The organism is Streptomyces sp. NPDC001732 (assembly GCF_053596315.1).
Window position 1 is genome coordinate 92,698 of record NZ_JBSFFY010000005.1, and the last position, 24,290, is coordinate 116,987.

Genomic DNA, 24,290 nt, shown 5'->3' on the forward strand with positions numbered 1-24,290 from the left:
CCCCTCAGCGTCGTGGTTCCCAGCGGAACCAACGTTGCACAGCAAACACGGCGAATGCGGTCCAGGCCAGACCCGTCAGAGCGGCAACGAGCAGGTCGGAGCCCTCGGCTCCGCCCAGCCAGCCGGCCCGGACGAGTGTCATCACACCGGTCACCGGCAGCAGTTCGCACACCGCCGCCATCCGGTCGGGCATGACCTCCAGCGGCACGAAGAGCCCCGAGCCCATCATCGATATGAAGAACAACGGGAGGGTGGTGAGCTGAGACGTCTGCACCGTACGGGTGATCGTCGAGGTGGCCCCGGCCAGCGCCGTCAGCATCACCACGCCCAGCAGCAGACCCGCCAGGAGCAGGTCGGGCCGCTCCGGTGTGCCGAGGTCGAAGAAGACCGTCCCGGCCACGATGATCACCACGGTCTGCGCCAGCGCCAGCACGGCCGACGGCAGCGCGGTCCCGGTGAGTATCTCCCGGTCGGTGATCTCGCCGGTGCGCAGCCGCTTCAGGACCAGGTCCTCGCGCCGGGCCACGTAGGACGAGACCAGGTTCATGTAGACGGCCTGTATCAGCACGATGCCGATGCCGCCGGTGAGTGCCGCTCCGGCGATGCTCAGTCCGGTCCCGTCGAGAACGGACGGCTTGAGCGCCGCCCTCATCGCCAGGACCATGACGGCGGGCATCAGCAGCGCGACGAACATGGCCGTCCGGTTGCGGGTGAGCAGGGCGACCTCGGCGCGTCCGAGGGCGGTCAGCCGGTCCCGGGTCGTCGTGGCCGCCGCCCGCCCCGGCCGGGCCGGGCCGTCCGCCGCGGTGGTCGTGCCGGTTCGTGTCCCGGTGGTGGGGCCGGTGGTGGGGCCGGTCTTCGCGGTGGTCATCGCACAGCCGCCTTTCCGTTCTCCGTCGCGCTCTGCGCGATGTCGAGAAATGCTTCTTCGAGCGAGGCCGACCGGGCGTCGAGGCCAAGCAGCCGGACGTCCGACTGCCTCGCCCAGGTCAGCAGTTCGTCCAGGGACTCCTGCAGCCGGTGGGTGCGGATCTCGATCCGGCGTCCCTCGGCGGCGGCCCGCAGTGTCAGCGGTATTCGTGCCGCCGGGACCTCTTCGGGCAGCTCGAAGCGGATGCGGGAGGGGCGGGCGGCCGTCACCTCGGCGGTGGTGCCCGCCGTCACGATCCGCCCCCGGTGCATGATCGCCAGCCGGTCGGCGAGTGTCTCGGCCTCCTCCAGGTAGTGCGTGGTGAGCAGGACGGTGGTGCCGCCGTCGCGCAGCTCACGCACCAGCTCCCAGGTGTCGCGCCGCCCTTCGGCGTCGAGCCCGGTGGTCGGCTCGTCCAGGAACAGCACCTCGGGCCGGCCGAGCAGGGCCAGCGCCAGGTCGAGGCGGCGCCGCTCACCGCCGGAGAGCTGTTTGACCCGCACCCGGGCCCGGTGGGAGAGGCCGACCAGGTCCAGCGCTTCGCCCGCCGGCCGGGCGCCGCTGGTGCACCCCGCCCACATCCGTACGGTCTCGGTGACCGTCAGATCGGAGGGGAAGCCGCCCTCCTGGAGCATCACCCCGATCCGCGGCCGGACGAGGGCGCGCTCGCGGAACGGGTCGTGGCCGAGCACCCGTATCGCACCGGCGTCGGGCGCGGCCAGACCCTCCAGCAGTTCGACGGTGGAGGTCTTTCCGGCGCCGTTCGTGCCGAGCAGGGCGAACAACTCGCCGCGCCCCACGGAGAAGGAGACACCGGCCACGGCCTCGAAACCGCCCGTGTAGCTGCGGTGCACACCGTCGGCCTCGATGACGGGCCCGGCCACAGGAACGGCGGGGGAACCGGCGCTGTGGCCGGCCGTGGAATCGGTCACGGGATCGGCTGCGGTGCCGCCCGCGCGGTCGCCGGGAATCTCGTCGCTGGTCATGTCCTCAGACTCCCGCCGGATCGGCGCCGCGCTCAGTGCGGGCTGTCACCACTGCGCATGACAAACGTCATGAGGCGGACCTCAACAGTCACGCACGTCACAGCCGCAGCCACAGCGACGGTCGCGCGCGTCCCGAACGAGGGCGGGGGACGCGGGCGAGAGCAAGAGTGAGGGCGATCGGGTGAGAACACGGAGAAGGCCCTGGTCGATTTCGACCAGGGCCTTCAACAATCCAATCAAGAGCGGACGACGAGATTCGAACTCGCGACCCTCACCTTGGCAAGGTGATGCTCTACCAACTGAGCCACGTCCGCATTGCTGCCGCTCATTGTACTCCCGAAGGAGTTCGTTGTGCGGTGCGAGCAACACTCTACCCGATCCACCGGAGTGGTTGTTAAGAGTGATGCAGAGCGGGTGACAGGAATTGCACACTGCGCCTTCCCCCTGGAAGGGGGATGTTCTGCTACTGAACTACACCCGCACGCTGCGTGGGGTTCGGCTTTTCGGCCTTGCCCCTCGGCGTGCTCCAGACTTTAGCCGACCTGCGGGGGTGTAGCGCAAGTCGGTGCCCGCGCGGTGTCGCCGCGGGGTGCTCCGGAAGGCGTTCCGGCCGGCCCCGAGGGGTGTTCCGGCAGGTCCGGGCGGGTGGTGCCGCGGGGCCGCCGACGGTCGCCCGCCCGGCCGCACCGGGGGCCCCGGACCGCCCCGGCTCAACTCGCTTCGCGGAACGCCTCGTAGACCTTCTTCGGGATGCGGCCGCGGGCCGGCACGTCCATCCGGTGGGAGCGGGCCCAGGCGCGCACGGCCGCCGGGTCGGGGGCGAGCGACGTGTGCCGGTACGCCACGGGCTTCTTGCCGTGCCGCCCACCGCTCGGCTGCTTCCGGCCGGCCGCCATGTACGGGGCGAGGGCCTTGCGCAGTTTCTTCGCATTGGATGGATTGAGGTCGATCTCGTACGACTTACCGTCCAGGGCGAACGTGACCGTTTCCGCCGCTGCTCCCCCGTCGATGTCGTCGAAGAGCGTGACCACTACGCGCTGAGCCACGGATATCGGTCCTTTCCTGCGGCATCGGCGCTTCCGACCATGCGCTGATGTCGGCCTACTGGCTGCCAGGGCCTGTCCGGCGGATACGGGGCCGACGGTTGTCGGCCGTTTAGGGGCAATGCTGCATTCCCCGGTAATCATTTGTACAGCGGTGGGCGCCGCATTGTGAAGCCCGCCCAATTGCATCCGCGTGTCAGCCTTCTATGTGTGCTGATGGTGAGGATTTTTTTTGCAGGACTTTCCCCATCCGTTGTCGTCGATATCTCGACGTGATCGGGGGTTTGTGATATCTACTCGCGTAGAATTTCCGGCCAGGTACGCTGAGGGGACCTGCGGGGGTCTGGGGAGCCCCCCGGAGAAACAGCCGCACCACACCACCACCGGGAGTGCCAGTGGCACGCGTCGTAGTCGACGTCATGCTCAAGCCCGAGATCCTCGACCCGCAGGGACAGGCGGTGCAGCGCGCACTGCCCCGTCTCGGCTTCGAGGGAATCGCGGACGTACGTCAGGGAAAGCGTTTCGAGCTGGAGGTAGAGGGGCCGGTCGACGACGCCGCCCTCGGCCGCATTCACGAGATGGCCGAGACTTTCCTCGCCAACACCGTCATCGAGGACTTCACCGTGAAGGTGGAGAAGGCCGAGGAGTCGAAGTGACTGCTCGTATCGGAGTCGTCACCTTTCCCGGCACGCTCGACGACAAGGACAGCCTGAGGGCCGTACGGGTCGCGGGCGCCGAACCCGTATCGCTGTGGCACCGCGACAAGGACCTGCACCAGGTCGACGCGGTCATTCTGGCGGGCGGCTTCTCCTACGGCGACTATCTGCGGGCCGGTGCCATCTCCCGCTTCTCGCCGGTCATGGAGACCATCATCGAACAGGCGAAGGCGGGGATGCCGGTCCTCGGCATCTGCAACGGCTTCCAGATCCTGACCGAGGCGCACCTGCTGCCCGGCGCGATGCTGCGCAACAACCACCTGCACTTCATCTGCCGCGACCAGAAGCTGCGCGTCGAGAACGCGGAGACCGCCTGGACCTCGGACTACGCCGCGGGCCAGGAGATCTCCGTACCGCTCAAGAACATGGACGGGCGTTACGTCGCCGACGAGCGCGTGCTCGACGAGCTGGAGGCGGAGGGCCGGGTCGCCTTCCGCTACCTGGACATGAACCCCAACGGCTCGCTGCGCGACATCGCGGGCATCACCAACGCCGCGGGCAATGTCGTCGGCCTGATGCCGCACCCGGAGCACGCCGTCGAGCCGCTGATCGGAACCGGCCGCACCGACGGCCTCGGTTTCTTCACCTCGATCATCAAGAAGCTGGTCAACGCATGAGCCTGGACACGGTCAAGCACGCGGCCGAAACCCCGGACACCGCGCAGCCCTGGAAGGAGCTCGGCCTCAAGGAGGACGAGTACGCCCGGATCCGCGAGATCCTGGGCCGCCGTCCCACCGGCGCCGAGCTCGCCATGTACTCCGTGATGTGGTCCGAGCACTGCTCGTACAAGAGCAGCAAGGTCCACCTCAAGCAGTTCGGCGAGAAGGCCCCCGCCAACGACGCGATGCTCGTCGGCATCGGCGAGAACGCCGGTGTGGTCGACGTCGGCCAGGGGTACGCGGTCACCTTCAAGGTCGAGTCGCACAACCACCCCTCGTACATCGAGCCCTACCAGGGCGCGGCCACCGGCATCGGCGGCATCGTCCGCGACATCCTCGCCATGGGTGCCCGCCCGGTCGCCGTCGTCGACCCGCTGCGCTTCGGTGCGGCCGACCACCCCGACACCAAGCGCGTCCTGCCGGGCGTCGTCGCGGGCATCGGTGGCTACGGCAACTGCCTGGGTCTGCCGAACATCGGCGGCGAGGTCGTCTTCGACGCCTGCTACCAGGGCAACCCGCTGGTCAACGCCGGCTGCATCGGCGTGATGAAGCACGAGGACATCCACCTGGCCAAGGCCTCCGGCCCCGGCAACAAGGTGATCCTCTACGGCGCCCGCACCGGCGGCGACGGCATCGGCGGCGTCTCCGTGCTGGCCTCGGAGACCTTCGAGTCGACCGGCCCGGCCAAGCGTCCGGCCGTCCAGGTCGGCGACCCGTTCCAGGAGAAGCTCCTCATCGAGTGCACCCTGGAGATCTTCAAGGAGAAGCTCGTCGCGGGCATCCAGGACCTCGGCGGCGCCGGGCTCTCCTGCGCCACGTCCGAGCTGGCCTCCGCCGGTTCCGGCGGCATGCGCGTGGAACTGGACACCGTGCCGCTGCGCGACTCCTCCCTCTCGCCCGAGGAAATCCTCATGAGCGAGTCGCAGGAGCGCATGTGTGCGATCGTCGAGCCTCAGCACGTCGACCGCTTCCTGGAGATCTGCGAGAAGTGGGACGTCATCGCCACCGTCATCGGTGAGGTGACCGAGGGCTCGCAGCTGGAGATCTTCTGGCACGGCGAGCAGATCGTGGACGTGCCGCCGCGGTCCGTCGCCCACGAGGGCCCGACGTACCACCGCCCGTTCGCCCGCCCGTCGTGGCAGGACGCGCTCCAGGCCGACGACGCCGGCAAGCTGGCCCGTCCGGCGAACGGCGCCGAGCTGCGCGAGCAGGTCCTCAAGCTGGTCGCTTCCCCGAACCAGGCGTCGAAGTCCTGGATCACGGACCAGTACGACCGGTTCGTGCAGGGCAACACCGTGCTCGCGATGCCCGAGGACGCCGGCATGGTCCGGATCGACGAGAAGTCGAACCTGGGCGTGGCCATGGCGACCGACGGCAACGGCCGGTACGCCAAGCTCGACCCGTACACCGGCGCGCAGCTCGCGCTGGCGGAGTCGTACCGCAATGTCGCCGCCTCCGGTGCCAAGCCGCTCGCGATCTCGGACTGCCTGAACTTCGGTTCGCCGGAGGACCCGGACGTCATGTGGCAGTTCGCCGAGGCCACCCGCGGTCTGGCGGACGGCTGCCTGGAGCTGGGCACCCCGGTCACCGGCGGCAACGTCTCGCTGTACAACCAGACCGGTGAGACGGCGATCCACCCGACGCCGGTCGTGGCCGTGCTCGGTGTGATCGACGACGTCACCCGGCGTACGCCGGTCGCCTTCGCGGAAGAGGGCCAGCTCCTCTACCTGCTGGGCGACACGCACGAGGAGTTCGGCGGCTCGGCCTGGTCCGAGGTCGTCCACGGCCACCTCGGCGGCATGCCGCCCAAGGTGGACCTGGGCCGCGAGAAGCTGCTCGCCGAGATTCTGATCTCGGCCTCCCGCGACGGCATGATCGACGCGGCGCACGACCTCTCCGACGGCGGTCTGATCCAGGCGGTCACCGAATCCTGCCTGCGCGGCGGGAAGGGTGCCCGGCTGGTCGTGCCGGACGGACTGGACGCGTTCACCTTCCTCTTCTCCGAGTCGGCGGGGCGTGCGGTCGTCTCCGTCCCCCGGAGCGAGGAACTCCGCTTCAACGACATGTGCGGGGCGCGGGGACTGCCCGTCGCCCGGATCGGTGTCGTGGACGGCGAGGAGATCGAGGTCCAGGGCGAGTTCGGCATTCCGCTGAGCGAGCTGCGCACCGCGCACGAGGAGACCATCCCGGGCCTGCTCGCCTGACGACGGTTCGTCCGTGACGACGACGGTCTGTTCGTGACGGCGATGGTTCGTTCGTGACGGGGACGGCCCCGCCCATCCGTGGGCGGGGCCGTCCCCGTGTGCGTGCGGGCAGGTGCGTCACGCGGCTGCCGGGGCGGGCCGCTGTTCGCCGTCCGGGTCGGCCGGGTCGGCCGTGCCCGAGAGGGCCGTCCTGTCCATCTCGTCCCTCCCGGGCGCCCCGTCCGCCGGGTTCGGTTCGCGCCGGGACGGGAGCCGGACCGCCAGGGCGGTCGCCAGGAGCATCAGCCCGGCCGCGGCCCAGAAGACCACGTTCATCGACGAGACGAAGGCATCCATCGCCTGCTGGTGGGCGGGGCCGGACAGCCGGTCGATGGTGATGGTCGTGCCGCCGGGGCCGCGGGCCGCGTACATCCGGCTGAGCACGGTGCCGAAGACAGCCGCGCCCAGGGCGCCGCCGAGGGTCTGGAAGAACCGGACACCGGTGGGGGCCACGCCCAGCTGACCGGCGGGCGCCGTGTCCTGGACCAGCTGGATCAGCTGCCCGACGAGCTGTCCGAAGCCGAGGCCCATCAGCAGCATCATGGCGCGGACCGCCCAGAGGCTGGTGTCCGTGGTGAGCGTGGCGAGCAGGGCCAGGGCGGCACAGGCGCAGGCGCTTCCGCCGACGACGAAGGTCTTCTGCGACCAGTCGGCCGAGGTGAGCCTGCCGGAGAGCAGCCCGACGGCCGTCATGCCGATCGCCATCGGGATCAGGAAGAGCCCGGCGGAGGAGGCGGCGATGCCCCGCACGACCTGGAGATAGATCATCACGTAGATCAGCGAGCCCATCATGGCGGCGCCGCCCAGGCCCTGGACGGCGAAGCCGTATTGGAGTTCGCGGATCTTGAACGTGGTGAGCGGGAGCACCGGTTCGGCCGCGGTGAGCTGGCGGCGCAGGAAGAGGACGAGCAGGACGGCGCTGCCCGTGATCAGCCCCACGATCTGCGGGGAGGACCAGGCGTAGTCCTTGCCGCCCCACTGGGTGACCAGCAGCAGCGCGGTGGAGAAGGCGGCGGCGAGCCCGGCGCCCAGGAAGTCGATCGTGCGGCGGGCGGTGCGCGCGGGCAGCTTCAGCACGCAGACCGCGGCGGTCAGGACGGCGAGGCCGACGGGCAGATTGACGTGGAAGATCCACCGCCAGTCGGCGTGGTCGGCGAGCAGCCCGCCGAGCCACGGCCCGAGCGCCATTCCGGCACCCCCGACGAGCCCGCCGACGCTGCCGCCCTTGCCGCCGCTCTCGTTGTCGTCGTCCTCGGGGCCCTTGAGCTCGCGCAGTACGACCATGGTGACGCTCATCAGCCCGCCGCCGCCGATGCCCTGGAGCGCGCGGGCGGCGATCAGCTCGTCCATGGAACCGGCCAGTCCGCACAGCGCCGAGCCGACGAGGAAAGCGGCGACGGCCCCGATGAAGACCTTCTTGGCGCCGAGTACGTCGCAGAGCTTCCCGTACAACGGCAGGGCCGCGGTCGCGGCGAGCTGGTACGCGGCCATCAGCCAGGGGATCTTGTCGACGCCGTGCGCCGGATCGAGATCGCTGACGATCGGCACCGTCGCCGAGGAAACGATGTTCGTGTCGAGCACGGCCAGCAGGATCGTGACGATGCAGAGCACGAAGCCGACCAGCCGCTGACGGTCGGTCATTGCTGTGGGCATGACGGATCTCCCCTCCCCGGGCGGCATGGCACCGCCGAGTTCGGGCACCACCACGACCCAAGAAAATGTATCGAGTCAAGAATTAATCCTGGCTTAACTTTCATCCTGGTACAGTGATGTCATGACCGAGGGGATGAGCCTGCGCGAGCGCAAGAAGTTCCAGACGCGCCACCGTCTGCTGACCGCGGCCACCGAGCTCTTCGCCGAGCGCGGCTTCGACAAGGTCTCGGTCGCCGAGATCGCCGAGGTGGCCGAGGTCTCGAAGATGACGGTCTTCAACTACTTCGCGAGCAAGGAGGACCTGGTCCTCTCGCCCATGGAGGAGCACGTCGGCGACGTCGCGCAGGTGGTACGGGACCGGGCCCCCGGCGAGTCCGCCCTGGTCGCCGCGCGCGACCAGTTCCTGGACGCGATCGAGCGCCGCGACCCCTCGGTCGGGATGAGCGACCTGCCGATGGTGCTCGAAGTGCGCCGGCTGATCCAGGAGACCCCGGCGCTGCTGATACGGGCCCACTCGTTCTCCATGCGCTCCTTCGAACTGCTCGCCGAGGTGCTGGTCGAGGAGGGGCAGGAACCGCCGATCGCCCGGATCGCGGCGGCCCAGCTGATCGGCACCCGCAACTCCCTCATCCAGGCGAACCAGCAGCGGCTGCTGGAGGGCGACTCGGCCGACACGATCGCCCCGGACGCCGCCGCGCTCGCCGAACGCGGCTTCGGCCTCCTGGCCGGCGGACTGGGCGACTTCGCGATCCGGAACTGAGAAGACGGCGGCCGACCGGGCAGGGCGACGGGACCGGGAAGCCAGGTCTCCGGTCCGGCCCGCGGACCCGGGTCCCTGGGCCGGCCCGCGGGCCTGACCTCCCGGCTTCGTCCAGCCGCCCGGTCCGCAGGCCCTGCTTCTTGGTCGAGCGCCTCGCAGGCCCCGCCCGGGGCGCGAGGCAGGCCGTAGGCTCCCGGGCATGCCGCCGTCCCAGAAACGTGCCCGTCGCTACGACCCGGCCCGGACCCGCAGCGCGGTCCTGGCGCAGTTCGCCCACGTCCGCGAAGCCGTCCGTACCCTGACGCCCGAGCAGCTCGCGCTGCCGACCCGGCTCGGCGACTGGACCGTGCGCGAACTGGCCGTGCACCTGACCATGGCGCTCTCGCACGTCACCCGGAACCTGGAGCTGCCGCCGCCCGCCGTGGCGAAGCCCGATCTGACGCTCCTCGCCTGGCCGTTCTCGACCGCGGACCGGGCCGCCCGCATCGCCGACGACACCAGGGCGCTCGCCGCGGAGCACCCGGACCTGGACGCGCTGTACGGGCAGGTCGCCGGGCGGTTCGAGGAGCTGGTACCCGGCGCCCCCGACGACCGGCTGCTGTCGACCCGGGTCGGCGCGATGCGGCTGGCCGACTTCCTCGTCACCCGTACCGTCGAGCTCGTCGTGCACACCGGCGACCTGAACGAGGCGACCGGCCTAGACGTCCCGTACGACCGGCAGGCGCTCGCCGCCTGCACCCGGCTGCTCGCCGACGCCCTCGCGGAGAAGGCGCCGGGCGGTTCGGTCGAGGTGCGTGTCCCGCCGTTCGCCGTGGTCCAGTGCGTACAGGGCCCCAAGCACACCCGCGGCACGCCGCCCAACGTCGTCGAGACCGACCCGCTCACCTGGATCGGCCTTGCCACCGGCCGTACGGAGTGGGCGCGGGCGCTCGACGCCGCGAAGGTCTCCGCGAGCGGCGAACGTGCCGATCTCGCCGACCTCCTCCCCCTGATGGGCTGAGCGGCCCCCGGCACCGACAGCCGGGCACATGACAGCCCGGCGCCGGATCATCGACCGCCAGACCGCCAGACCGCCAGACCGCCAGACCGCCAGACCGCCAGACCACCGGCTTACTGGTTTACCGGCTTACCGGCCCACCGGACGGCGGCGAACGATTCGGGCCCGCCGGTAGGACCGTATGACTCGTGGACCCGGCGACACGGTTCGCGAACCGGCGGGTACGGAGATGTTCGGTGTGAGGCTCGCCACGAAACGTACGTTCGGACGGGTTTCGCGGCGGCCCGTCGGCCGGTTCACCGAGCGCCACCATCGGGCCCGGCGCACCCCCGTGCCAAGTGGCCGGAACTCGCCGGTCTCAGGGGCGTTGAGCCGCGCAGCCGCCGCTCTGTGGCCGGTCCGCGCCTCGTCCTGCGCACCCGTCGGACCCCGTGGATGATCACTCCGAGTGATCATCCGGGAGGGGGTCCGAACCCCCTTTGGGAGCGCTTCCCCGGTGGTCCGGCGCGATGTCCCGAATTCGGACCAGTGGTCGACCTCGCCTACACTCGGTGGCGTGCCTCGTGGTGATGGACGACTCAACCACGACCTGCTCCCCGGAGAGAAAGGCCCCCAGGACGCTTGTGGCGTCTTCGGTGTCTGGGCTCCGGGCGAAGAGGTCGCCAAGCTCACCTATTTCGGACTGTATGCCCTGCAGCACCGTGGACAGGAGTCCGCGGGCATCGCAGTGAGCAACGGGTCCCAGATCCTGGTCTTCAAGGACATGGGACTGGTCTCGCAGGTCTTCGACGAAACGTCTCTGGGATCTCTCCAGGGCCATATCGCGGTCGGTCATGCCCGCTACTCCACCACCGGTGCCTCGGTGTGGGAGAACGCGCAGCCGACGTTCCGTGCCACCGCGCACGGCTCGATCGCCCTGGGCCACAACGGCAACCTGGTCAACACGGCCCAGCTCGCCGAGATGGTCGCCGACCTTCCCCGCAAGGACGGCCGCGCCACCCAGGTCGCCGCGACGAACGACACCGACCTGGTGACCGCCCTGCTCGCCGGCCAGACCGACGACGACGGCAAGCCGCTCACCATCGAGGAGGCCGCCGCGAAGGTGCTCCCCGACGTGCGGGGCGCCTTCTCGCTCGTCTTCATGGACGAGCACACCCTCTACGCCGCCCGCGACCCGCAGGGCATCCGCCCGCTGGTCCTCGGCCGGCTGGAGCGCGGCTGGGTGGTGGCCTCCGAGACCGCCGCCCTCGACATCTGCGGCGCCAGCTTCGTGCGCGAGATCGAGCCGGGCGAGCTCGTCGCCATCGACGAGAACGGCCTGCGCACCTCGCGCTTCGCGGAAGCGAAGCCCAAGGGCTGTGTCTTCGAGTACGTCTACCTGGCCCGCCCCGACACCGACATCGCCGGACGCAACGTCTACCTCTCCCGGGTGGAGATGGGCCGCAAGCTGGCCGCCGAGGCGCCGGTCGAGGCCGATCTGGTCATAGCGACGCCGGAGTCCGGCACCCCCGCCGCGATCGGTTACGCCGAGGCCAGCGGCATCCCGTTCGGCGCCGGACTGGTGAAGAACGCCTACGTCGGCCGGACCTTCATCCAGCCCTCCCAGACCATCCGGCAGCTGGGCATCCGCCTCAAGCTGAACCCGCTCAAGGAAGTCATCAAGGGCAAGCGTCTGGTGGTCGTCGACGACTCGATCGTCCGCGGCAACACCCAGCGCGCACTGGTCCGGATGCTCCGCGAGGCCGGTGCCGCCGAGATCCACATCCGGATCTCGTCCCCGCCGGTCAAGTGGCCCTGCTTCTTCGGCATCGACTTCGCCACCCGCGCCGAGCTGATCGCCAACGGCATGTCGGTCGAGGAGATCGGCACGTCGATGGGCGCGGACTCGCTCGCCTACATCTCGCTCGACGCGATGATCGAGGCGACCACGATCGCCAAGCCGAACCTCTGCCGCGCCTGCTTCGACGGCGAGTACCCCATGGAGCTCCCGGACCCGGAGCTGCTCGGCAAGCAGCTGCTGGAGACCGAGCTGGCGGCAGGCCCGGCGGCGACCGCCGCGACCGACGCGCTGCGCCGTCCGTGACGGCCCTGCCGTCCGCCCCCGGCCACCAGCCCCGTATCTCCACACGAAAGATCCCAGGCAATGTCTGAGACAACAGGTGCTTCCTACGCGGCAGCGGGCGTCGACATCGAGGCCGGCGACCGCGCCGTCGAGCTGATGAAGGAGTGGGTGAAGAAGACGCAGCGCCCCGAGGTCGCGGGCCTCGGCGGTCTCGGCGGCTTCGCCGGCCTCTTCGACGCCTCGGCCCTCAAGCGCTACGAGCGTCCGCTGCTGGCCTCCGCCACCGACGGCGTCGGCACGAAGGTCGACCTCGCCCGCAAGATGGGCGTGTACGACACCATCGGCCACGACCTCGTCGGCATGGTCGTCGACGACCTGGTCGTCTGCGGCGCCGAGCCGCTGTTCATGACCGACTACATCTGTGTCGGCAAGGTCCACCCCGAGCGGGTCGCGTCCATCGTGAAGGGCATCGCCGAGGGCTGTGTCCTGGCGGGCTGCGCTCTGGTCGGCGGCGAGACGGCCGAGCACCCCGGCCTCCTCGGCCCGGACGACTTCGACGTCGCCGGTGCCGGCACGGGCGTGGTCGAGGCCGACCGGCTGCTGGGCCCGGACCGCATCCGCGAGGGCGACGTGGTGATCGCCATGGCGTCGTCCGGTCTTCACTCCAACGGGTACTCGCTCGTTCGCCACGTCGTCTTCGACCGGGCCGGCTGGTCGCTCGACCGCCAGGTCGAGGAGTTCGGCCGCACCCTCGGCGAGGAGCTCCTGGAGCCCACCCGGATCTACTCGCTGGACTGCCTGGCCCTCACCCGCACGACCGAGGTGCACGGCTTCAGCCATGTCACCGGCGGCGGCCTGGCCAACAACCTGGCCCGGGTCATCCCGGACGGACTGCACGCCAGGGTCGACCGCTCCACCTGGACGCCCGGCGCGGTCTTCGACGTGGTCGGCAGGACGGGACAGGTCGAGCAGCTGGAGCTGGAGAAGACGCTGAACATGGGCGTCGGCATGATCGCGGTCGTCCCGGCCGAGTCCGTGGACGTGGCACTGACGACACTGGCCGACCGCGGGGTCGATTCCTGGGTCGCGGGCGAGATCGTCGAGCGCGGGGCACACACCTCGGGTGCGGAGCTCGTCGGCGAATACGCCCGCTAGAGACCGACGGGACACCGGGCCGACCTGGTGCGAGACGTGCGACAGGGACGCGCACACCGGGACCGCCCGGTGTGCGCGGAGTCCCCGACCGTCGGAATTCCAGCAGGTCAGGCGAATTCCAGCAGGTCAGGCGGTCGGGAAGCACCTCGTGGACACCGGATTCCGTGCGAACGGGAGAACCGGGCCGGGGCAGCACAGAACCCGGCCCGGGGCAGCCCCGGACCGGGTTGATGTGTCAGCGCGAGGTCAAGCGCCGCGGCGCTGTGACGACGGACCGGACTTGTCGTCCTCGTCCTCGTCCTCGTCGTCGTTGTACAGATCCGCGTACCGTGCGTACGGGTCATCCTCCTCGTCGTCCTCGAACGGCTCCGCGTTCGGTGGCTGACTCGAAGGCGATGCGCCCAGCTCATTGGCCAGACGCGACAGGTCAGTCCCGCCGGTGCTGTACTTCAGCTGGCGGGCGACCTTTGTCTGCTTGGCCTTTGCCCGGCCGCGCCCCATGGCTCGACCCCCTCGGTGACGGGGCTCGACGGCCCCAGAGTCTTGACACGCGTTCATGTTTCAGGACGGACTCTCGCATGGAGAGACCGTGCCCGTAGTGCTTCAACGGTACCTGCTTCCGCGGCCATACGGTACGCCGCCCGCATCAAGCGCCCCGGAAGGAGACCTGCGAGGAGCCCCGTCCTCGCTGGTCAACTGCGATTTTAACCTCTTCTGGGCATGCGACCCGCCGACCGGCGTGAGTCTTGTCTCGCCGGCCGGCGGTCGGTCGGTCCGGCCCGCCCCCGCGCACGCGTGGCGACGGGTCGGCGACCCTCAGCTACGGCGCGCTTCGGCCATCCGCTGCTCGGCGATCCGGTCGGCCGCGGCAGCCGGCGGAATGCCGTCGTCCTTCGCACGTGCGAATATGGCCAGCGTGGTGTCGAAGATCTTGGACGCCTTCGCCTTGCACCGGTCGAAGTCGAAGCCGTGCAGCTCGTCGGCGACCTGGATGACACCGCCCGCGTTCACCACGTAGTCGGGTGCGTACAGAATGGCGCGGTCCGCGAGGTCCTTCTCGACGCCGAGGTGTGCGAGCTGGTTGTTGGCCGCGCCGCACACGACCTTGGCGGTGAGCACCGGGACGGTCTCGTCGTTCAGCGCGCCGCCGAGCGCGCACGGGGCGTAGATGTCGAGCCCCTCGGTACGGATCAGCGCATCGGTGTCCGCCGCGACGGAGACCTCGGGGTGCCGTTCGGTGATCCTGCGCACGGATTCCTCGCGGACGTCGGTGATCACGACCTCCGCACCGTCCGAGAGCAGGTGCTCGACCAGGTGGTGGCCGACCTTGCCGACTCCGGCGACCCCCACTTTTCGGCCACGCAGCGTCGGGTCGCCCCAGAGGTGCTGGGCCGAGGCCCGCATGCCCTGGAAGACACCGAAGGAGGTGAGCACCGAGGAGTCGCCGGCGCCGCCGTTCTCGGGGGAGCGGCCGGTGGTCCAGCGGCACTCGCGGGCGACGACGTCCATGTCGGTGACGTAGGTGCCGACGTCGCAGGCGGTCACGTAGCGCCCGCCGAGCGAGGCCACGAACCGCCCGTAGGCCAGCAGCAGTTCCTCCGACTTGATCTTCTCCGGGTCGCCGATGATGACGGCCTTGCCACCGCCGTGGTCGAGACCGGCCATGGCGTTCTTGTACGACATGCCGCGCGAGAGGTTCAGCGCGTCCGCGACGGCCTCCTCCTCGGAGGCGTACGGGTAGAAGCGGGTGCCGCCGAGGGCCGGGCCCAGGGCGGTGGAGTGGATGGCGATGACGGCCTTGAGGCCACTGGCGCGGTCCTGGCAGAGCACGACTTGTTCGTGGCCCCCCTGATCCGAGTGGAACAGGGTGTGCAGGACGCCGTCGGTCACATCGGTCACTGTGGTGACTCCCAAGTACGAAGCGGCGGAGGACCCTCCTGAAGGTGGGGAGGGCCGTGGACCGGCACAGCCGGTCCGGCTTGGCAAGAGGGTAAGTCCTACGCGCACGTAGATCTGTTCCGGTGTCGAGATCACCCCCCGGCGGAGTACGGGCATGACACGATTTACCGCATGTCGGTGGTGTCTTCGCTGCTCGTTCCCTACGCGTCCTACCTCCGGGTGTACGAACCGCTGGCGGCCTTCCCGGAGCCCGAACGCACCCACTGGGCCCGGTACGCGGAGCGCTCCGGGCGTCCCACGGCCCAGGACGAACTGCGCCGTTCGCTCGCCGACTTGGTGGCCACGCCGCCGGTCGGGGTGCCCGCGCACGAGAGCGGGGACGCGTTCGTCGTCGAGTCGGACGGGGTGGTGTGCGTCTGCCCGTGGCGGACCAGGCTGCGCGGCTGGCTGGCCCTGGAGGAGCTGGCGGAGATGTTCCCCGGGCCGGTGCTCGACGCGGTGCTGCCGCCGGTGGTGCGCGGGCAGGCGGTCGCGGACCACGAGCGGTGGGCGGAGCGGAATCCGGACGCCAGGCCGTGGATCCGCACCTCGGTGTGGCAGGTGCCGGTGCGCTGGTTCGTGCTCTTCTCCGACGAGGAGCGGGAGTACGCGGCGGGCGGTGGCGGTGCGGCGCCCGTGCTGCGGTACCGGACGCCCATGGTCCAGGCCCGGCGCCGGCTGGCGCGGGCGCTGAAGACGATGCGGGAGGCGGTGGACGAGGGGCCGCTGACCGAGGGGCTCGTGGACGTGGGGCGCTGGCTGGAGGAGTTTCATCCGCGTGCGCTGGTCGAGCTGGACTACGCGGGTCTGGTGCACGCCCTGCCGGCCGGGCAGCTCGCCGGGGACCGGTCGGCCGCCGACGTGGCCGAGGGCATCGAGGCGCTGCGGGCCGGTGACACCGAGGGGGCGAGCGAGGCGTACGGCCGGCTGGCGGAGCGATGGCGGGCGGTAAGAGATCGCCAGTTCGCGAACTGATCGGGCGGTATCTGCGTCTGAGTTCTTGTTCCGGTGTGATCTGAACCGGTGTCCTGTGTGGCACGTGGGGACGTGGAGGCGGAAGTCCACTCGGGACCTACGTCCCGAACCGGGCCTTTGGCTCAAGCGTGATGGATAGCACTAACTGGGCTCTTGCGCCGTTCCCTACTCCTCGTGCCAAAATAGGACAAGGAGTCCTGGGAGGGCTCCTTCCGTCCAAGTAGGGGCGGATTGCTCAGCATTGCACGCTATGGGGGGTCTGGTGACTCCTGATCGCTCTGTGACTGATCGTCACGGCGGTGTGACTGTCCGCTATGGCATGGTCCATCGGCTTCCGTCGCTGATGAACACCTGGGAGGGCAATTCCATCGGTTTGGCCGACGTGGCTGGACGGATGGTGTAGTTGTAGTGCCGAGGACAAGCCGTTCGTCCTATAACCGACTCGGCCCGCGTCTGCCATTTCGGGCAACGCGGGCCAAGGTGCAGAATTTAGAGGAAAGAACCGAGATGGTTCGGTTCTCCCGAGGAGGCCGCTCATGACCGCTCGCACCCCTGATGCCGAGCCGCTGCTGACCCCGGCTGAGGTTGCCACGATGTTCCGCGTGGACCCGAAGACGGTTACCCGCTGGGCAAAGGCCGGCAAGCTCACGTCCATCCGTACGCTCGGTGGACACCGCCGGTACCGCGAGGCAGAGGTCCGCGCACTGCTTGCGGGTATTCCGCAGCAGCGCAGCGAGGCCTGACACACCCCCTGCCGCGCAACAACCGGGCTTCCGGGTCCCCCAACCCGTACAGGCCCACCCAATAGCTCCAAATGACGGGCGCCCGCCCCAACGGGCGCCATACCTGTGAAATACGGGTGCGTCGTTCGATCGCGCTGGACTCCGCCGGGTCCAGCGCGATCTTTTTGTGCCCGTGCGCGCCTGTGTCCGCCTGTGTGCGTCCGCGTACGCCCGTGGGTGCCGGTCGGGCGGATGCGGGACGGGGCCGGGGCGCCCGAGGGGGCGGGGAGGGGCGGTCCCGGATGGTCCCACGGGACTCTCGTCAAGGAGGTGCAATTGCACATATTAAATTCGGCAGTTGTAGGAAGGGTGTAAGGTCACTCCTTCGCGAAACTCCTTGAGTGACTCCCGTCACACCATATGGGTCTCGTCCGTGCCGGACCTGTCGCCGCGAGGAATGGGGAATGTCTCGCCGTCGGCCGCTCGGCCGAGGGGCTTTCGCCCGGCTTTCTCGTGCGCGGGGATTCTCGCCCCGGCCCCTGCCGGGCGCTTCCGGCGCCTCGGGGGCGGTGTGGGCGGCCGGGGGAGGGAAGCGGGCCCGAGAGGCCGTCAGAAGCCTCGTGGCGGGCCCCGGAAGCCTGCCGGTGGGCCGGGCGGGGGTCGGGGCGGGACGGGGCGATGGGGGGCCGGGGGAGCGGAGGGTGCGCGGGACGCGCGTCGCCATGCGTGCCACCCCCCGGTGGGCCGCCGCCCGCGCCGGAGAAGGGGCGGCTCCTGGTGCCTGACTACTCGTCGGCGAGCACCGGAGTCAAGAAACGCGAAAGCCCGGATCCAAGGGATCCGGGCTTTCGTCACTGCGGTCCTGACGGGATTTGAACCCGCGGCCTCCACCTTGACAGGGTGGCGAGCACTCCAAACTGCTCCACAGGACCAGGTTTTCGCTGCCTTCCTTGCGGCTGGCTGCGAAGACAGACTGTACAGCAGGTCAGAGGGTCAGGTCGAACTCACCGAAGGTGGCGGCTCCGTCACTGCGGGAACGGCCCGTCCGGGCGGCCCCGCTCACGGCGCCGCCGCGTCGATCGCCTTCACGATGCGCTTGTCGGAGACCGGATAGGCGGTCCCCAGCGCGTGGGCGAAATAGCTGACCCGGAGCTCCTCGATCATCCAGCGGATCTCCAGGACCTCCTGCGGGACGGGCCTGCCCTGCGGCAGCTGTTCCAGCAGCCAGGCGTACTCGTCCTGCATCTCGTGGATCTTCTCCATGCGCGTGGTGTCGCGCTGGGCGGCCGTCGGCATCTGCTGGAGCCTGCGGTCCGCGGCGACCAGATAGCGCATCAGGTCGGGCAGCCTGCGCAGCCCGGTGGCCGTGACGAAGCCCGGCGGCATGAGAGCGGCGAGCTGGTCGCGGACGTCGGTGACGTTGTCGACCAGGACCAGGCTGTTGGTCGCCTTCAGGCGCCGCTCGCAGGACTGCCAGGCGGCCAGCACCTGCTGGACCTGCTTGACCGCGTGCTCGGTCAGCGCCACCAGGTCGGTGCGCACCTTGTCGTACAGCTTCCGGAACGACTCCTCGTCCCAGGCCGGGCCGCCGTGCGCGCCGATCAGCCGGTCGGCGGCGGCCGTCGCGCAGTCCTCGAAGAGCGCCTGGACGGAGCCGTGCGGACTGCGGGACAGGGCCAGCTTCTGCTGGTTCGTCAGCTGGTCCGAGACGAACTTCGCCGGGTTCACCGGCACGTTCAGCATGATCAGCTTCCGGGTGCCGAGCCACATCGCCCGCTGCTGCTCGGCCTCGGTGTCGAAGAGCCGTACGGCGACGGTCTCGCCCTGGTCCACCAGGGCCGGGTACGCCTTCACCGGCTGGCCGGCCCGGCGGGTCTCGAAGACGCGGTTCAGCGTGCCGATCGTCCAGTCCGTGAGGCCGGAACGCTCGATGGACTCGCCCGAGGGCCCGGCGGTGGCCGCGGCGGCCTTGGAGAGCGCCTGACGGGCCTTCGGGCGCAGCCGGAGCTTCAGCGCCTCCAGGTCCTTGTCCTCGGCCACCCTGCGGCGTCGCTCGTCGACGATCCGGAAAGTGATCTTCAGGTGGTCCGGGACGCGGCTCAGGTCGAAGTCGTCGGCCGCGACCGGGACGCCGACCATCCGCTGGAGCTCACGGGCGAGCGTGACCGTCAGCGGCTCCTGCAGGGGCACGGCCCGGTCGAGGAACCTGCCCGCGTAGTTCGGCGCGGGGACGTAGTGCCGGCGGATCGGCTTGGGCAGGGAGCGGATCAGCTCGGTGACCACTTCCTCGCGCAGGCCGGGGATCTGCCAGTCGAAGCCCTCGGCGGTGACCTGGTTGAGCACCTGGAGCGGGACGTGGACGGTCACGCCGTCGGCGTCCGCACCCGGCTCGAACTGGTACGTGACCTTGAACTTGAGTTTCCCCTGCCGCCAGGAGTCCGGGTAGTCGTCCTTGGTGACGGCCCCGGCCTTCTCGTTGATGAGCATCGAGCGCTCGAAGTCCAGCGCGTCCGGTTCGTCCCGGCGCTTGTGCTTCCACCAGGAGTCGAAGTGCGCCCCGGAGACCACATGGGCGGGGATGCGCTGGTCGTAGAAGTCGAAGAGCGTCTCGTCGTCCACGAGGATGTCGCGGCGCCGGGCGCGGTGCTCCAGCTCCTCGACCTCGCCGAGCAGCTTGCGGTTGTCGTGGAAGAACTGGTGGTGGGTCCGCCAGTCCCCCTCGACCAGGGCGTTGCGGATGAACAGGTCGCGCGAGGTCTCGGCGTCGATCCGGCCGAAATTGATCTTGCGCTGGGCGACGATCGGTACCCCGTAGAGCGTGACCCGCTCGTACGCCATCACCGCCGCCTGGTCCTTCTCCCAGTGCGGCTCGCTGTAGGTGCGCTTGAGCAGGTGCTGGGCCAGCGGTTCGATCCATTCCGGTTCGACCTTGGCGTTGACCCGCGCCCACAGCCGGGAGGTCTCGACCAGTTCGGCCGACATCACGAACCGGGGCTGCTTCTTGAAGAGCGCCGAACCGGGGAAGATCGCGAACTTGGCGCTGCGGGCGCCCAGGTACTCGTTCTTCTCGGTGTCCTTCAGTCCGATGTGCGACAGCAGCCCGGCCAGCAGCGAGGTGTGCACCGCCTGCTCCGGCGCATCCTCTTCGTTGAGGTGGATTCCCATCTGCTTGGCGACGGTGCGCAGCTGCGTGTAGATGTCCTGCCATTCGCGGATGCGCAGGAAGTTCAGGTACTCCTGCTTGCACATCCGGCGGAAGCTGGACGAGCCGCGTTCCTTCTGCTGCTCGCGGACGTACCGCCACAGGTTCAGGAACGCCAGGAAGTCGGAGGTCTCGTCCTTGAACCGGGCGTGCTGCTGATCGGCCTGGGTCTGCTTCTCCGCGGGCCGCTCGCGCGGGTCCTGGATGGAGAGTGCCGCCGCGATGACCATGACCTCGCGGACGCAGCCGTTGCGGTCGGCCTCGACGACCATGCGGGCCAGACGCGGGTCGACGGGCAGCTGCGAGAGCTTCCGGCCGAGCTGGGTGAGCCGCTTCTTCGGATCCTTCTCGCCGGGATCCAGCGCACCGAGCTCCTGGAGGAGCTGGATGCCGTCGCGGATGTTGCGGTGGTCCGGCGGGTCGATGAAGGGGAACTTCTCGATGTCGCCGAGGCCGGCCGCGGTCATCTGGAGGATGACGGAGGCGAGGTTGGTGCGCAGGATCTCGGGGTCGGTGAACTCGGGACGGGTCAGGAAGTCGTCCTCGGAGTACAGCCGGATGCAGATGCCGTCCGACGTACGGCCGCAACGGCCCTTGCGCTGGTTGGCGCTGGCCTGCGAGATCCGCTCGATCGGCAGCCGCTGGACCTTGGTGCGGTGGCTGTAGCGGGAGATGCGGGCGGTGCCCGGGTCGATCACGTACTTGATGCCGGGCACGGTCAGCGAGGTCTCGGCGACGTTGGTCGCCAGGACGATCCGGCGGCCCGTGTGGCGCTGGAACACGCGGTGCTGCTCGGCGTGCGAGAGCCGGGCGTAGAGGGGGAGCACCTCGGTGTGGCGGAGGTTGCGCTTGTTCAGCGCGTCCGCGGTGTCGCGGATCTCCCGCTCGCCGGAGAGGAAGACCAGGACGTCGCCCGGCCCCTCGGTCCGGAGCTCGTCCACGGCTTCGCAGATCGCGGTGATCTGGTCGCGGTCGGAGTCGTCGCCGTCCTCTTCGAGGAGGGGCCGGTACCGCACCTCGACCGGGTACGTACGCCCGCTGACCTCGACGATCGGGGCCTCGCCGAAGTGGCGTGCGAACCGTTCGGGGTCGATCGTCGCGGAGGTGATGACGACCTTCAGGTCCGGTCGCCTGGGCAGCAGCCTGGCCAGGTAGCCGAGCAGGAAGTCGATGTTCAGCGACCGCTCGTGGGCCTCGTCGATGATGATCGTGTCGTAGGCGCGCAGCTCGCGGTCCGTCTGGATCTCGGCGAGCAGGATGCCGTCCGTCATCAGCTTCACGAACGTCGCGTCGGGGTTCACCTGGTCGGTGAAGCGGACCTTCCAGCCGACCGCCTCGCCCAGCGGGGTGTCCAGCTCCTCGGCGACGCGCTCGGCGACCGTCCGGGCCGCGATCCGGCGCGGCTGGGTGTGCCCGATCATGCCCCGGACACCGCGCCCCAGCTCCATGCAGATCTTGGGGATCTGCGTGGTCTTGCCGGAGCCGGTCTCCCCGGCGACGATCACGACCTGGTGGTCGCGTATCGCCTCCAGGATCTCGTCCTTCTTCTGGCTGACCGGGAGCTGGTCCGGGTACGACACGGCGGGTACCCGGGCGGCACGCAGCGACAGCCGCTCGGCGGCCTTCGTGGCCTCGGCGGCGATCTCGTCCAGCACGGACTGCCGGGCCTCGGGCTTGCGGATGCGACGGGCACCTTCGAGACGGCGGCCGAGCCGGTGCGCGTCGCGGAGCGAGATCTCTCCGAGCTGGGACTGGAGATCGGCGAAGGAAGTAGACATACGGAGCCCAGGATCTCACCCGGGCCCGACGAACGGCGAACGCATTTCGTGCGGTCCCGGTCACCGCGTCGGCACGTCACCACATCACCGCGTCGGCACGTCACCACATCACTGCGTCGGCGCATCACCGCGTCACTGCGTCGGCGCATCGTCGCGGCGGCACGGCACGGGGGCGTGGAATCGCAGCACGTACCATTTCGGGCAGCTGAGTCCGTAGCCCCGTCTCCCCGTTGCTCCAGCCCGGAAAGGCCGGTCGTCGTGTCCCGTACGCAGTGGTGCTGCCTGATGGCGGTGGTCGCGGTCGTACTGGGGCTGTTCTGCGGACCGGCCGCGATCGTCCCGGGCGGTCCCGGCGGCGGCGCGTCCGTGACCGCGGCGGGGACGGTGGCCGTGCCGCCCGGCTCCGGTCCTGTCTCCCGTCTCTCCCGTCCCGGCCCGGCGGTCGCGCCGGCCGAGCACGACGTCGACTCCGCTTCTGCTTCCGGTTCCGGTTCCGGTCCTGTGGTCGCGTCGGCCGGGGAGCGGCAGCGGGTGCCCGGGTGCGGCAGGGGCGGGAAGCGCGACGGCGGTGGGCCATCCCTGCCGGGCCGGGCCCGTGCCTCGTACGACCAGGCCCCCGGCCTCGCCGAGTGGGGGCTGCCCGCGGCCATCGGCCAGGAGCCCGTCCACCCGCCCGTGCGGATCGGGCTGCGCGGCCCGGAGCCCGCCGCCCCCACCCCCGTCGAACTCTCCGTGCTGAGGGTGTAGAGGACCGTCCCACCCGGTCCTTCCCTCCCCTTTCCTTTCTTCCGCCCCTTCAGCACGGAGTCCCGCATGTCCAAGCCCACGTCCTCCCGCACGTCGTCGTCCAGGAAGCCGGTGCTCTACGGCGCCGGGGTCGTCCTGGCCGCCGCGCTGCTCGGCTACGCCTCCTACCGGGCCACCGCCCCCGATTCCACGGCTGCCGGCACGTCCTCCTCGGCCGCCGACGTCACCGCCGAGCCGGACGCCGACGTCTACCCGGAGCTGGCGAAGCTGGCCCGGCGCGACGCGGGCGACAAGCTCGCGCAGGGCCGGGCGGACGCCCCCGTGGTCCTCATCGAGTACGCCGACTTCAAGTGCGGCTACTGCGGAAAGTTCGCCCGCGACACCGAACCCGCCCTGGTGAAGAAGTACGTCGAGAACGGCACCCTGCGCATCGAGTGGCGCAACTTCCCGATCTTCGGCGCCGAGTCCGAGGCCGCCGCCCGTGCCGCGTGGGCCGCCGGGCAGCAGGGCCGTTTCTGGCAGTTCCACGCCGCCGCGTACGCCGAGGGGGCCAAGGAGAAGGGCTTCGGCGAGGACCGGCTGAAGGAGCTCGCCCGGCAGGCCGGGGTCGCGGACCTCGCCCGGTTCGCGCGCGACGCGGACAGCTCCGCCGCCTCGGCCGCGGTGGGCAAGGACCAGGAACAGGGGTACGGGATCGGCGCGACCTCCACCCCGTCGTTCCTGATCAACGGCCGCCCGATCGCCGGGGCCCAGCCCCTGGAGACCTTCACCCAGGCCATCGACGCGGCGGCGAAGCAGGCCCGCACGACCGAGGAGGCCAAGGGCGGCAAGGACGCCGAGGGCGACACGGACAGCGGGGACGCCAAGGACGGCGAGGAGCGCGCGAAGTGACGGCCGACATCGGCTACTTCGCCGCCTTCCTCGGCGGGCTGCTCGCCCTGGTCAGCCCGTGCAGCGCCCTCCTGCTGCCCGCCTTCTTCGCGTACTCCATCGACTCGGCCTCACGGCTCCTGGCCCGTACCGGCATCTTCTACGCCGGTCTGGCCACCACCCTGGTCCCGCTCGGCGCCGCGGGCTCGTACGCCGGGCGGCTCTTCTACAGTCACCGCGACGCGCTCGTCCTCGGCGCGGGCTGGCTGATCATCGCGCTCGGCGTCGCGCAGATCGTGGGCCTGGGCTTCGCCTCGCGCCGGATCGCCGCCCTCAGTGGCCGCATCCGTCCCACCACCGCCCTGTCCGTCTACGCGCTGGGCGCCGTCTACGGGCTGGCCGGATTCTGCGCGGGCCCGATCCTCGGCAGCGTCCTCACCGTGGCGGCGGTCAGCGGCAGCCCGGTCTACGGCGGACTGCTGCTCGCCGTGTACGCCCTGGGCATGGCGGTCCCGCTCTTCCTGCTCGCCCTGCTCTGGGAACGCTTCGACCTCGGGCGTCGCGCCTGGCTGCGCGGCCGGACCCTCAGGATCGGCCGTTTCGAGGCGCACACCACGAGCCTGCTGTCCGGGCTGTTCTTCATCGGTCTCGGCGTGCTGTTCCTGGTGTACGACGGCACGACGGCGCTGCCCGGCCTGCTGGACGTGGACGATTCGTTCGCCGTCGAGCGGTGGGCCCAGCGCATGGGCGAGTACGTGCCGGACGCCATGGCGCTGGTCGCCGTGGTCGCGGTGGTGCTGCTGTTTTTGGTGGTACGGGCGTGGCGCGGCCGGGCCGGTGTGAACTCGGCGGACCGGGAAGAGGCCTGACACGA

The 24,290-nt window shown here is 70.1% G+C and carries 19 protein-coding genes and 3 tRNA genes; 12 read left to right on the plus strand and 10 right to left on the minus strand.

Translation table 11 applies throughout. The annotated features are described in order from the left end of the window. Nucleotides 1-4 precede the first annotated feature (4 nt). From ACWCXX_RS08140 to ACWCXX_RS08160, 5 genes are all read right to left on the minus strand, one after another. Nucleotides 5-871 (minus strand): ABC transporter permease, encoded by an 867-nt coding sequence (locus ACWCXX_RS08140; RefSeq protein WP_451125505.1) that lies wholly within the window; start codon nt 869-871, stop codon nt 5-7. Further along, nucleotides 868-1,896, minus strand: coding sequence for an ABC transporter ATP-binding protein (locus ACWCXX_RS08145; protein WP_451125506.1), 1,029 nt, complete (start codon nt 1,894-1,896; stop codon nt 868-870). Before ACWCXX_RS08145 ends, ACWCXX_RS08140 begins: the two co-directional genes overlap by 4 nt. A gap of 241 nt (nt 1,897-2,137) precedes the next feature. After that, nucleotides 2,138-2,210, minus strand: a tRNA-Gly gene (locus ACWCXX_RS08150). Between the two features lie 95 nt (nt 2,211-2,305). Beyond that, nucleotides 2,306-2,377: transfer RNA gene (locus tag ACWCXX_RS08155), tRNA-Gly, on the minus strand. Between the two features lie 229 nt (nt 2,378-2,606). After that, on the minus strand, nt 2,607-2,942 hold the full coding sequence (locus ACWCXX_RS08160) for a histone-like nucleoid-structuring protein Lsr2 (RefSeq protein WP_451125507.1): 336 nt from the start codon (nt 2,940-2,942) through the stop codon (nt 2,607-2,609). Nucleotides 2,943-3,334: 392 nt separating this feature from the next. Here ACWCXX_RS08160 and purS point away from each other — a divergent pair, with 392 nt between their 5' ends. From purS to purL, 3 genes are read left to right on the plus strand one after another with little or no spacing between them, the layout of a single operon-like run. Next, entirely contained in the window at nt 3,335-3,595 is a 261-nt protein-coding gene (purS, locus tag ACWCXX_RS08165) for a phosphoribosylformylglycinamidine synthase subunit PurS (RefSeq protein WP_037695153.1), read from the plus strand. Beyond that, the gene (gene purQ / locus ACWCXX_RS08170) at nt 3,592-4,272 is read left to right on the plus strand and encodes a phosphoribosylformylglycinamidine synthase subunit PurQ (protein WP_451125508.1); all 681 of its coding nucleotides are present in this window, start codon (nt 3,592-3,594) and stop codon (nt 4,270-4,272) included. Before purS ends, purQ begins: the two co-directional genes overlap by 4 nt. After that, nucleotides 4,269-6,518 (plus strand): phosphoribosylformylglycinamidine synthase subunit PurL, encoded by a 2,250-nt coding sequence (purL, locus tag ACWCXX_RS08175; RefSeq protein WP_451125509.1) that lies wholly within the window; start codon nt 4,269-4,271, stop codon nt 6,516-6,518. Before purQ ends, purL begins: the two co-directional genes overlap by 4 nt. 117 nt (nt 6,519-6,635) lie before the next feature. Here the strand turns inward: purL and ACWCXX_RS08180 are convergent, their stop codons facing one another. Further along, nucleotides 6,636-8,210, minus strand: a complete 1,575-nt coding sequence (locus ACWCXX_RS08180; protein WP_451125510.1) for an MFS transporter — start codon at nt 8,208-8,210, stop codon at nt 6,636-6,638. A 121-nt stretch (nt 8,211-8,331) separates the two neighbouring features. On the opposite strand from ACWCXX_RS08180, the gene ACWCXX_RS08185 reads away from it, so the two are divergent. The 4 genes from ACWCXX_RS08185 to purM all read left to right on the plus strand — a co-directional run bounded on the left by ACWCXX_RS08185 (nt 8,332) and on the right by purM (nt 13,184). Next, nucleotides 8,332-8,970, plus strand: a complete 639-nt coding sequence (locus ACWCXX_RS08185) for a TetR/AcrR family transcriptional regulator (protein WP_451125511.1) — start codon at nt 8,332-8,334, stop codon at nt 8,968-8,970. A gap of 199 nt (nt 8,971-9,169) precedes the next feature. After that, nucleotides 9,170-9,970, plus strand: a complete 801-nt coding sequence (locus ACWCXX_RS08190; protein ID WP_451125512.1) for a sterol carrier family protein — start codon at nt 9,170-9,172, stop codon at nt 9,968-9,970. Nucleotides 9,971-10,523: 553 nt separating this feature from the next. Continuing rightward, complete coding sequence (gene purF, locus ACWCXX_RS08195; protein ID WP_451125513.1) at nt 10,524-12,050, plus strand: amidophosphoribosyltransferase; 1,527 nt, start codon at nt 10,524-10,526, stop codon at nt 12,048-12,050. A gap of 60 nt (nt 12,051-12,110) precedes the next feature. Next, the gene (gene purM, locus ACWCXX_RS08200) at nt 12,111-13,184 is read left to right on the plus strand and encodes a phosphoribosylformylglycinamidine cyclo-ligase (protein ID WP_451125514.1); all 1,074 of its coding nucleotides are present in this window, start codon (nt 12,111-12,113) and stop codon (nt 13,182-13,184) included. Between the two features lie 246 nt (nt 13,185-13,430). On the opposite strand, the gene ACWCXX_RS08205 is transcribed toward purM, so the two are convergent. Further along, a complete protein-coding gene (locus tag ACWCXX_RS08205; RefSeq protein WP_451125515.1) occupies nt 13,431-13,685 on the minus strand; it encodes a DUF3073 domain-containing protein in 255 nt (84 codons plus the stop codon). 315 nt (nt 13,686-14,000) lie between these two features. After that, the gene (locus tag ACWCXX_RS08210; protein WP_451125516.1) at nt 14,001-15,083 is read right to left on the minus strand and encodes a Leu/Phe/Val dehydrogenase; all 1,083 of its coding nucleotides are present in this window, start codon (nt 15,081-15,083) and stop codon (nt 14,001-14,003) included. Between the two features lie 171 nt (nt 15,084-15,254). Between ACWCXX_RS08210 and ACWCXX_RS08215 the strand changes: the two genes are divergently transcribed. Together ACWCXX_RS08215 and bldC are read left to right on the plus strand one after the other, a co-directional pair. Next, on the plus strand, nt 15,255-16,097 hold the full coding sequence (locus tag ACWCXX_RS08215) for a hypothetical protein (RefSeq protein WP_451125517.1): 843 nt from the start codon (nt 15,255-15,257) through the stop codon (nt 16,095-16,097). Between the two features lie 536 nt (nt 16,098-16,633). Further along, nucleotides 16,634-16,840, plus strand: coding sequence for a developmental transcriptional regulator BldC (gene bldC / locus ACWCXX_RS08220; RefSeq protein ID WP_003949541.1), 207 nt, complete (start codon nt 16,634-16,636; stop codon nt 16,838-16,840). An 836-nt stretch (nt 16,841-17,676) separates the two neighbouring features. Here the strand turns inward: bldC and ACWCXX_RS08225 are convergent. Together ACWCXX_RS08225 and hrpA are read right to left on the minus strand one after the other, a co-directional pair. Then, nucleotides 17,677-17,751 (minus strand) — tRNA-Asp (locus tag ACWCXX_RS08225). A gap of 127 nt (nt 17,752-17,878) precedes the next feature. Beyond that, a complete protein-coding gene (gene hrpA, locus ACWCXX_RS08230) occupies nt 17,879-21,799 on the minus strand; it encodes an ATP-dependent RNA helicase HrpA (RefSeq protein ID WP_451125518.1) in 3,921 nt (1,306 codons plus the stop codon). A 258-nt stretch (nt 21,800-22,057) separates the two neighbouring features. Between hrpA and ACWCXX_RS08235 the strand changes: the two genes are divergently transcribed. From ACWCXX_RS08235 to ACWCXX_RS08245, 3 genes are all read left to right on the plus strand, one after another. Further along, complete coding sequence (locus ACWCXX_RS08235; RefSeq protein ID WP_451125519.1) at nt 22,058-22,546, plus strand: hypothetical protein; 489 nt, start codon at nt 22,058-22,060, stop codon at nt 22,544-22,546. 66 nt (nt 22,547-22,612) lie between these two features. After that, nucleotides 22,613-23,437, plus strand: a complete 825-nt coding sequence (locus ACWCXX_RS08240) for a DsbA family protein (protein ID WP_451125520.1) — start codon at nt 22,613-22,615, stop codon at nt 23,435-23,437. Then, the gene (locus ACWCXX_RS08245) at nt 23,434-24,285 is read left to right on the plus strand and encodes a cytochrome c biogenesis CcdA family protein (protein ID WP_451125521.1); all 852 of its coding nucleotides are present in this window, start codon (nt 23,434-23,436) and stop codon (nt 24,283-24,285) included. The genes ACWCXX_RS08240 and ACWCXX_RS08245 overlap by 4 nt, the downstream gene beginning before the upstream one ends. Nucleotides 24,286-24,290: the final 5 nt, after the last annotated feature.

Bases quoted from the DNA above. Each gene is read 5' to 3' on its own strand.
- ACWCXX_RS08140 (WP_451125505.1), bottom strand. From the start codon at position 871: ATGACCACCGCGAAGACCGGCCCCACCACCGGCCCCACCACCGGGACA.
- ACWCXX_RS08145 (WP_451125506.1), bottom strand. From the start codon at position 1,896: ATGACCAGCGACGAGATTCCCGGCGACCGCGCGGGCGGCACCGCAGCC.
- purL (WP_451125509.1), top strand. From the start codon at position 4,269: ATGAGCCTGGACACGGTCAAGCACGCGGCCGAAACCCCGGACACCGCG.
- ACWCXX_RS08180 (WP_451125510.1), bottom strand. From the start codon at position 8,210: ATGCCCACAGCAATGACCGACCGTCAGCGGCTGGTCGGCTTCGTGCTC.
- ACWCXX_RS08185 (WP_451125511.1), top strand. From the start codon at position 8,332: ATGACCGAGGGGATGAGCCTGCGCGAGCGCAAGAAGTTCCAGACGCGC.
- ACWCXX_RS08190 (WP_451125512.1), top strand. From the start codon at position 9,170: ATGCCGCCGTCCCAGAAACGTGCCCGTCGCTACGACCCGGCCCGGACC.
- purM (WP_451125514.1), top strand. From the start codon at position 12,111: ATGTCTGAGACAACAGGTGCTTCCTACGCGGCAGCGGGCGTCGACATC.
- ACWCXX_RS08205 (WP_451125515.1), bottom strand. From the start codon at position 13,685: ATGGGGCGCGGCCGGGCAAAGGCCAAGCAGACAAAGGTCGCCCGCCAG.
- ACWCXX_RS08215 (WP_451125517.1), top strand. From the start codon at position 15,255: ATGTCGGTGGTGTCTTCGCTGCTCGTTCCCTACGCGTCCTACCTCCGG.
- bldC (WP_003949541.1), top strand. From the start codon at position 16,634: ATGACCGCTCGCACCCCTGATGCCGAGCCGCTGCTGACCCCGGCTGAG.
- hrpA (WP_451125518.1), bottom strand. From the start codon at position 21,799: ATGTCTACTTCCTTCGCCGATCTCCAGTCCCAGCTCGGAGAGATCTCG.
- ACWCXX_RS08240 (WP_451125520.1), top strand. From the start codon at position 22,613: ATGTCCAAGCCCACGTCCTCCCGCACGTCGTCGTCCAGGAAGCCGGTG.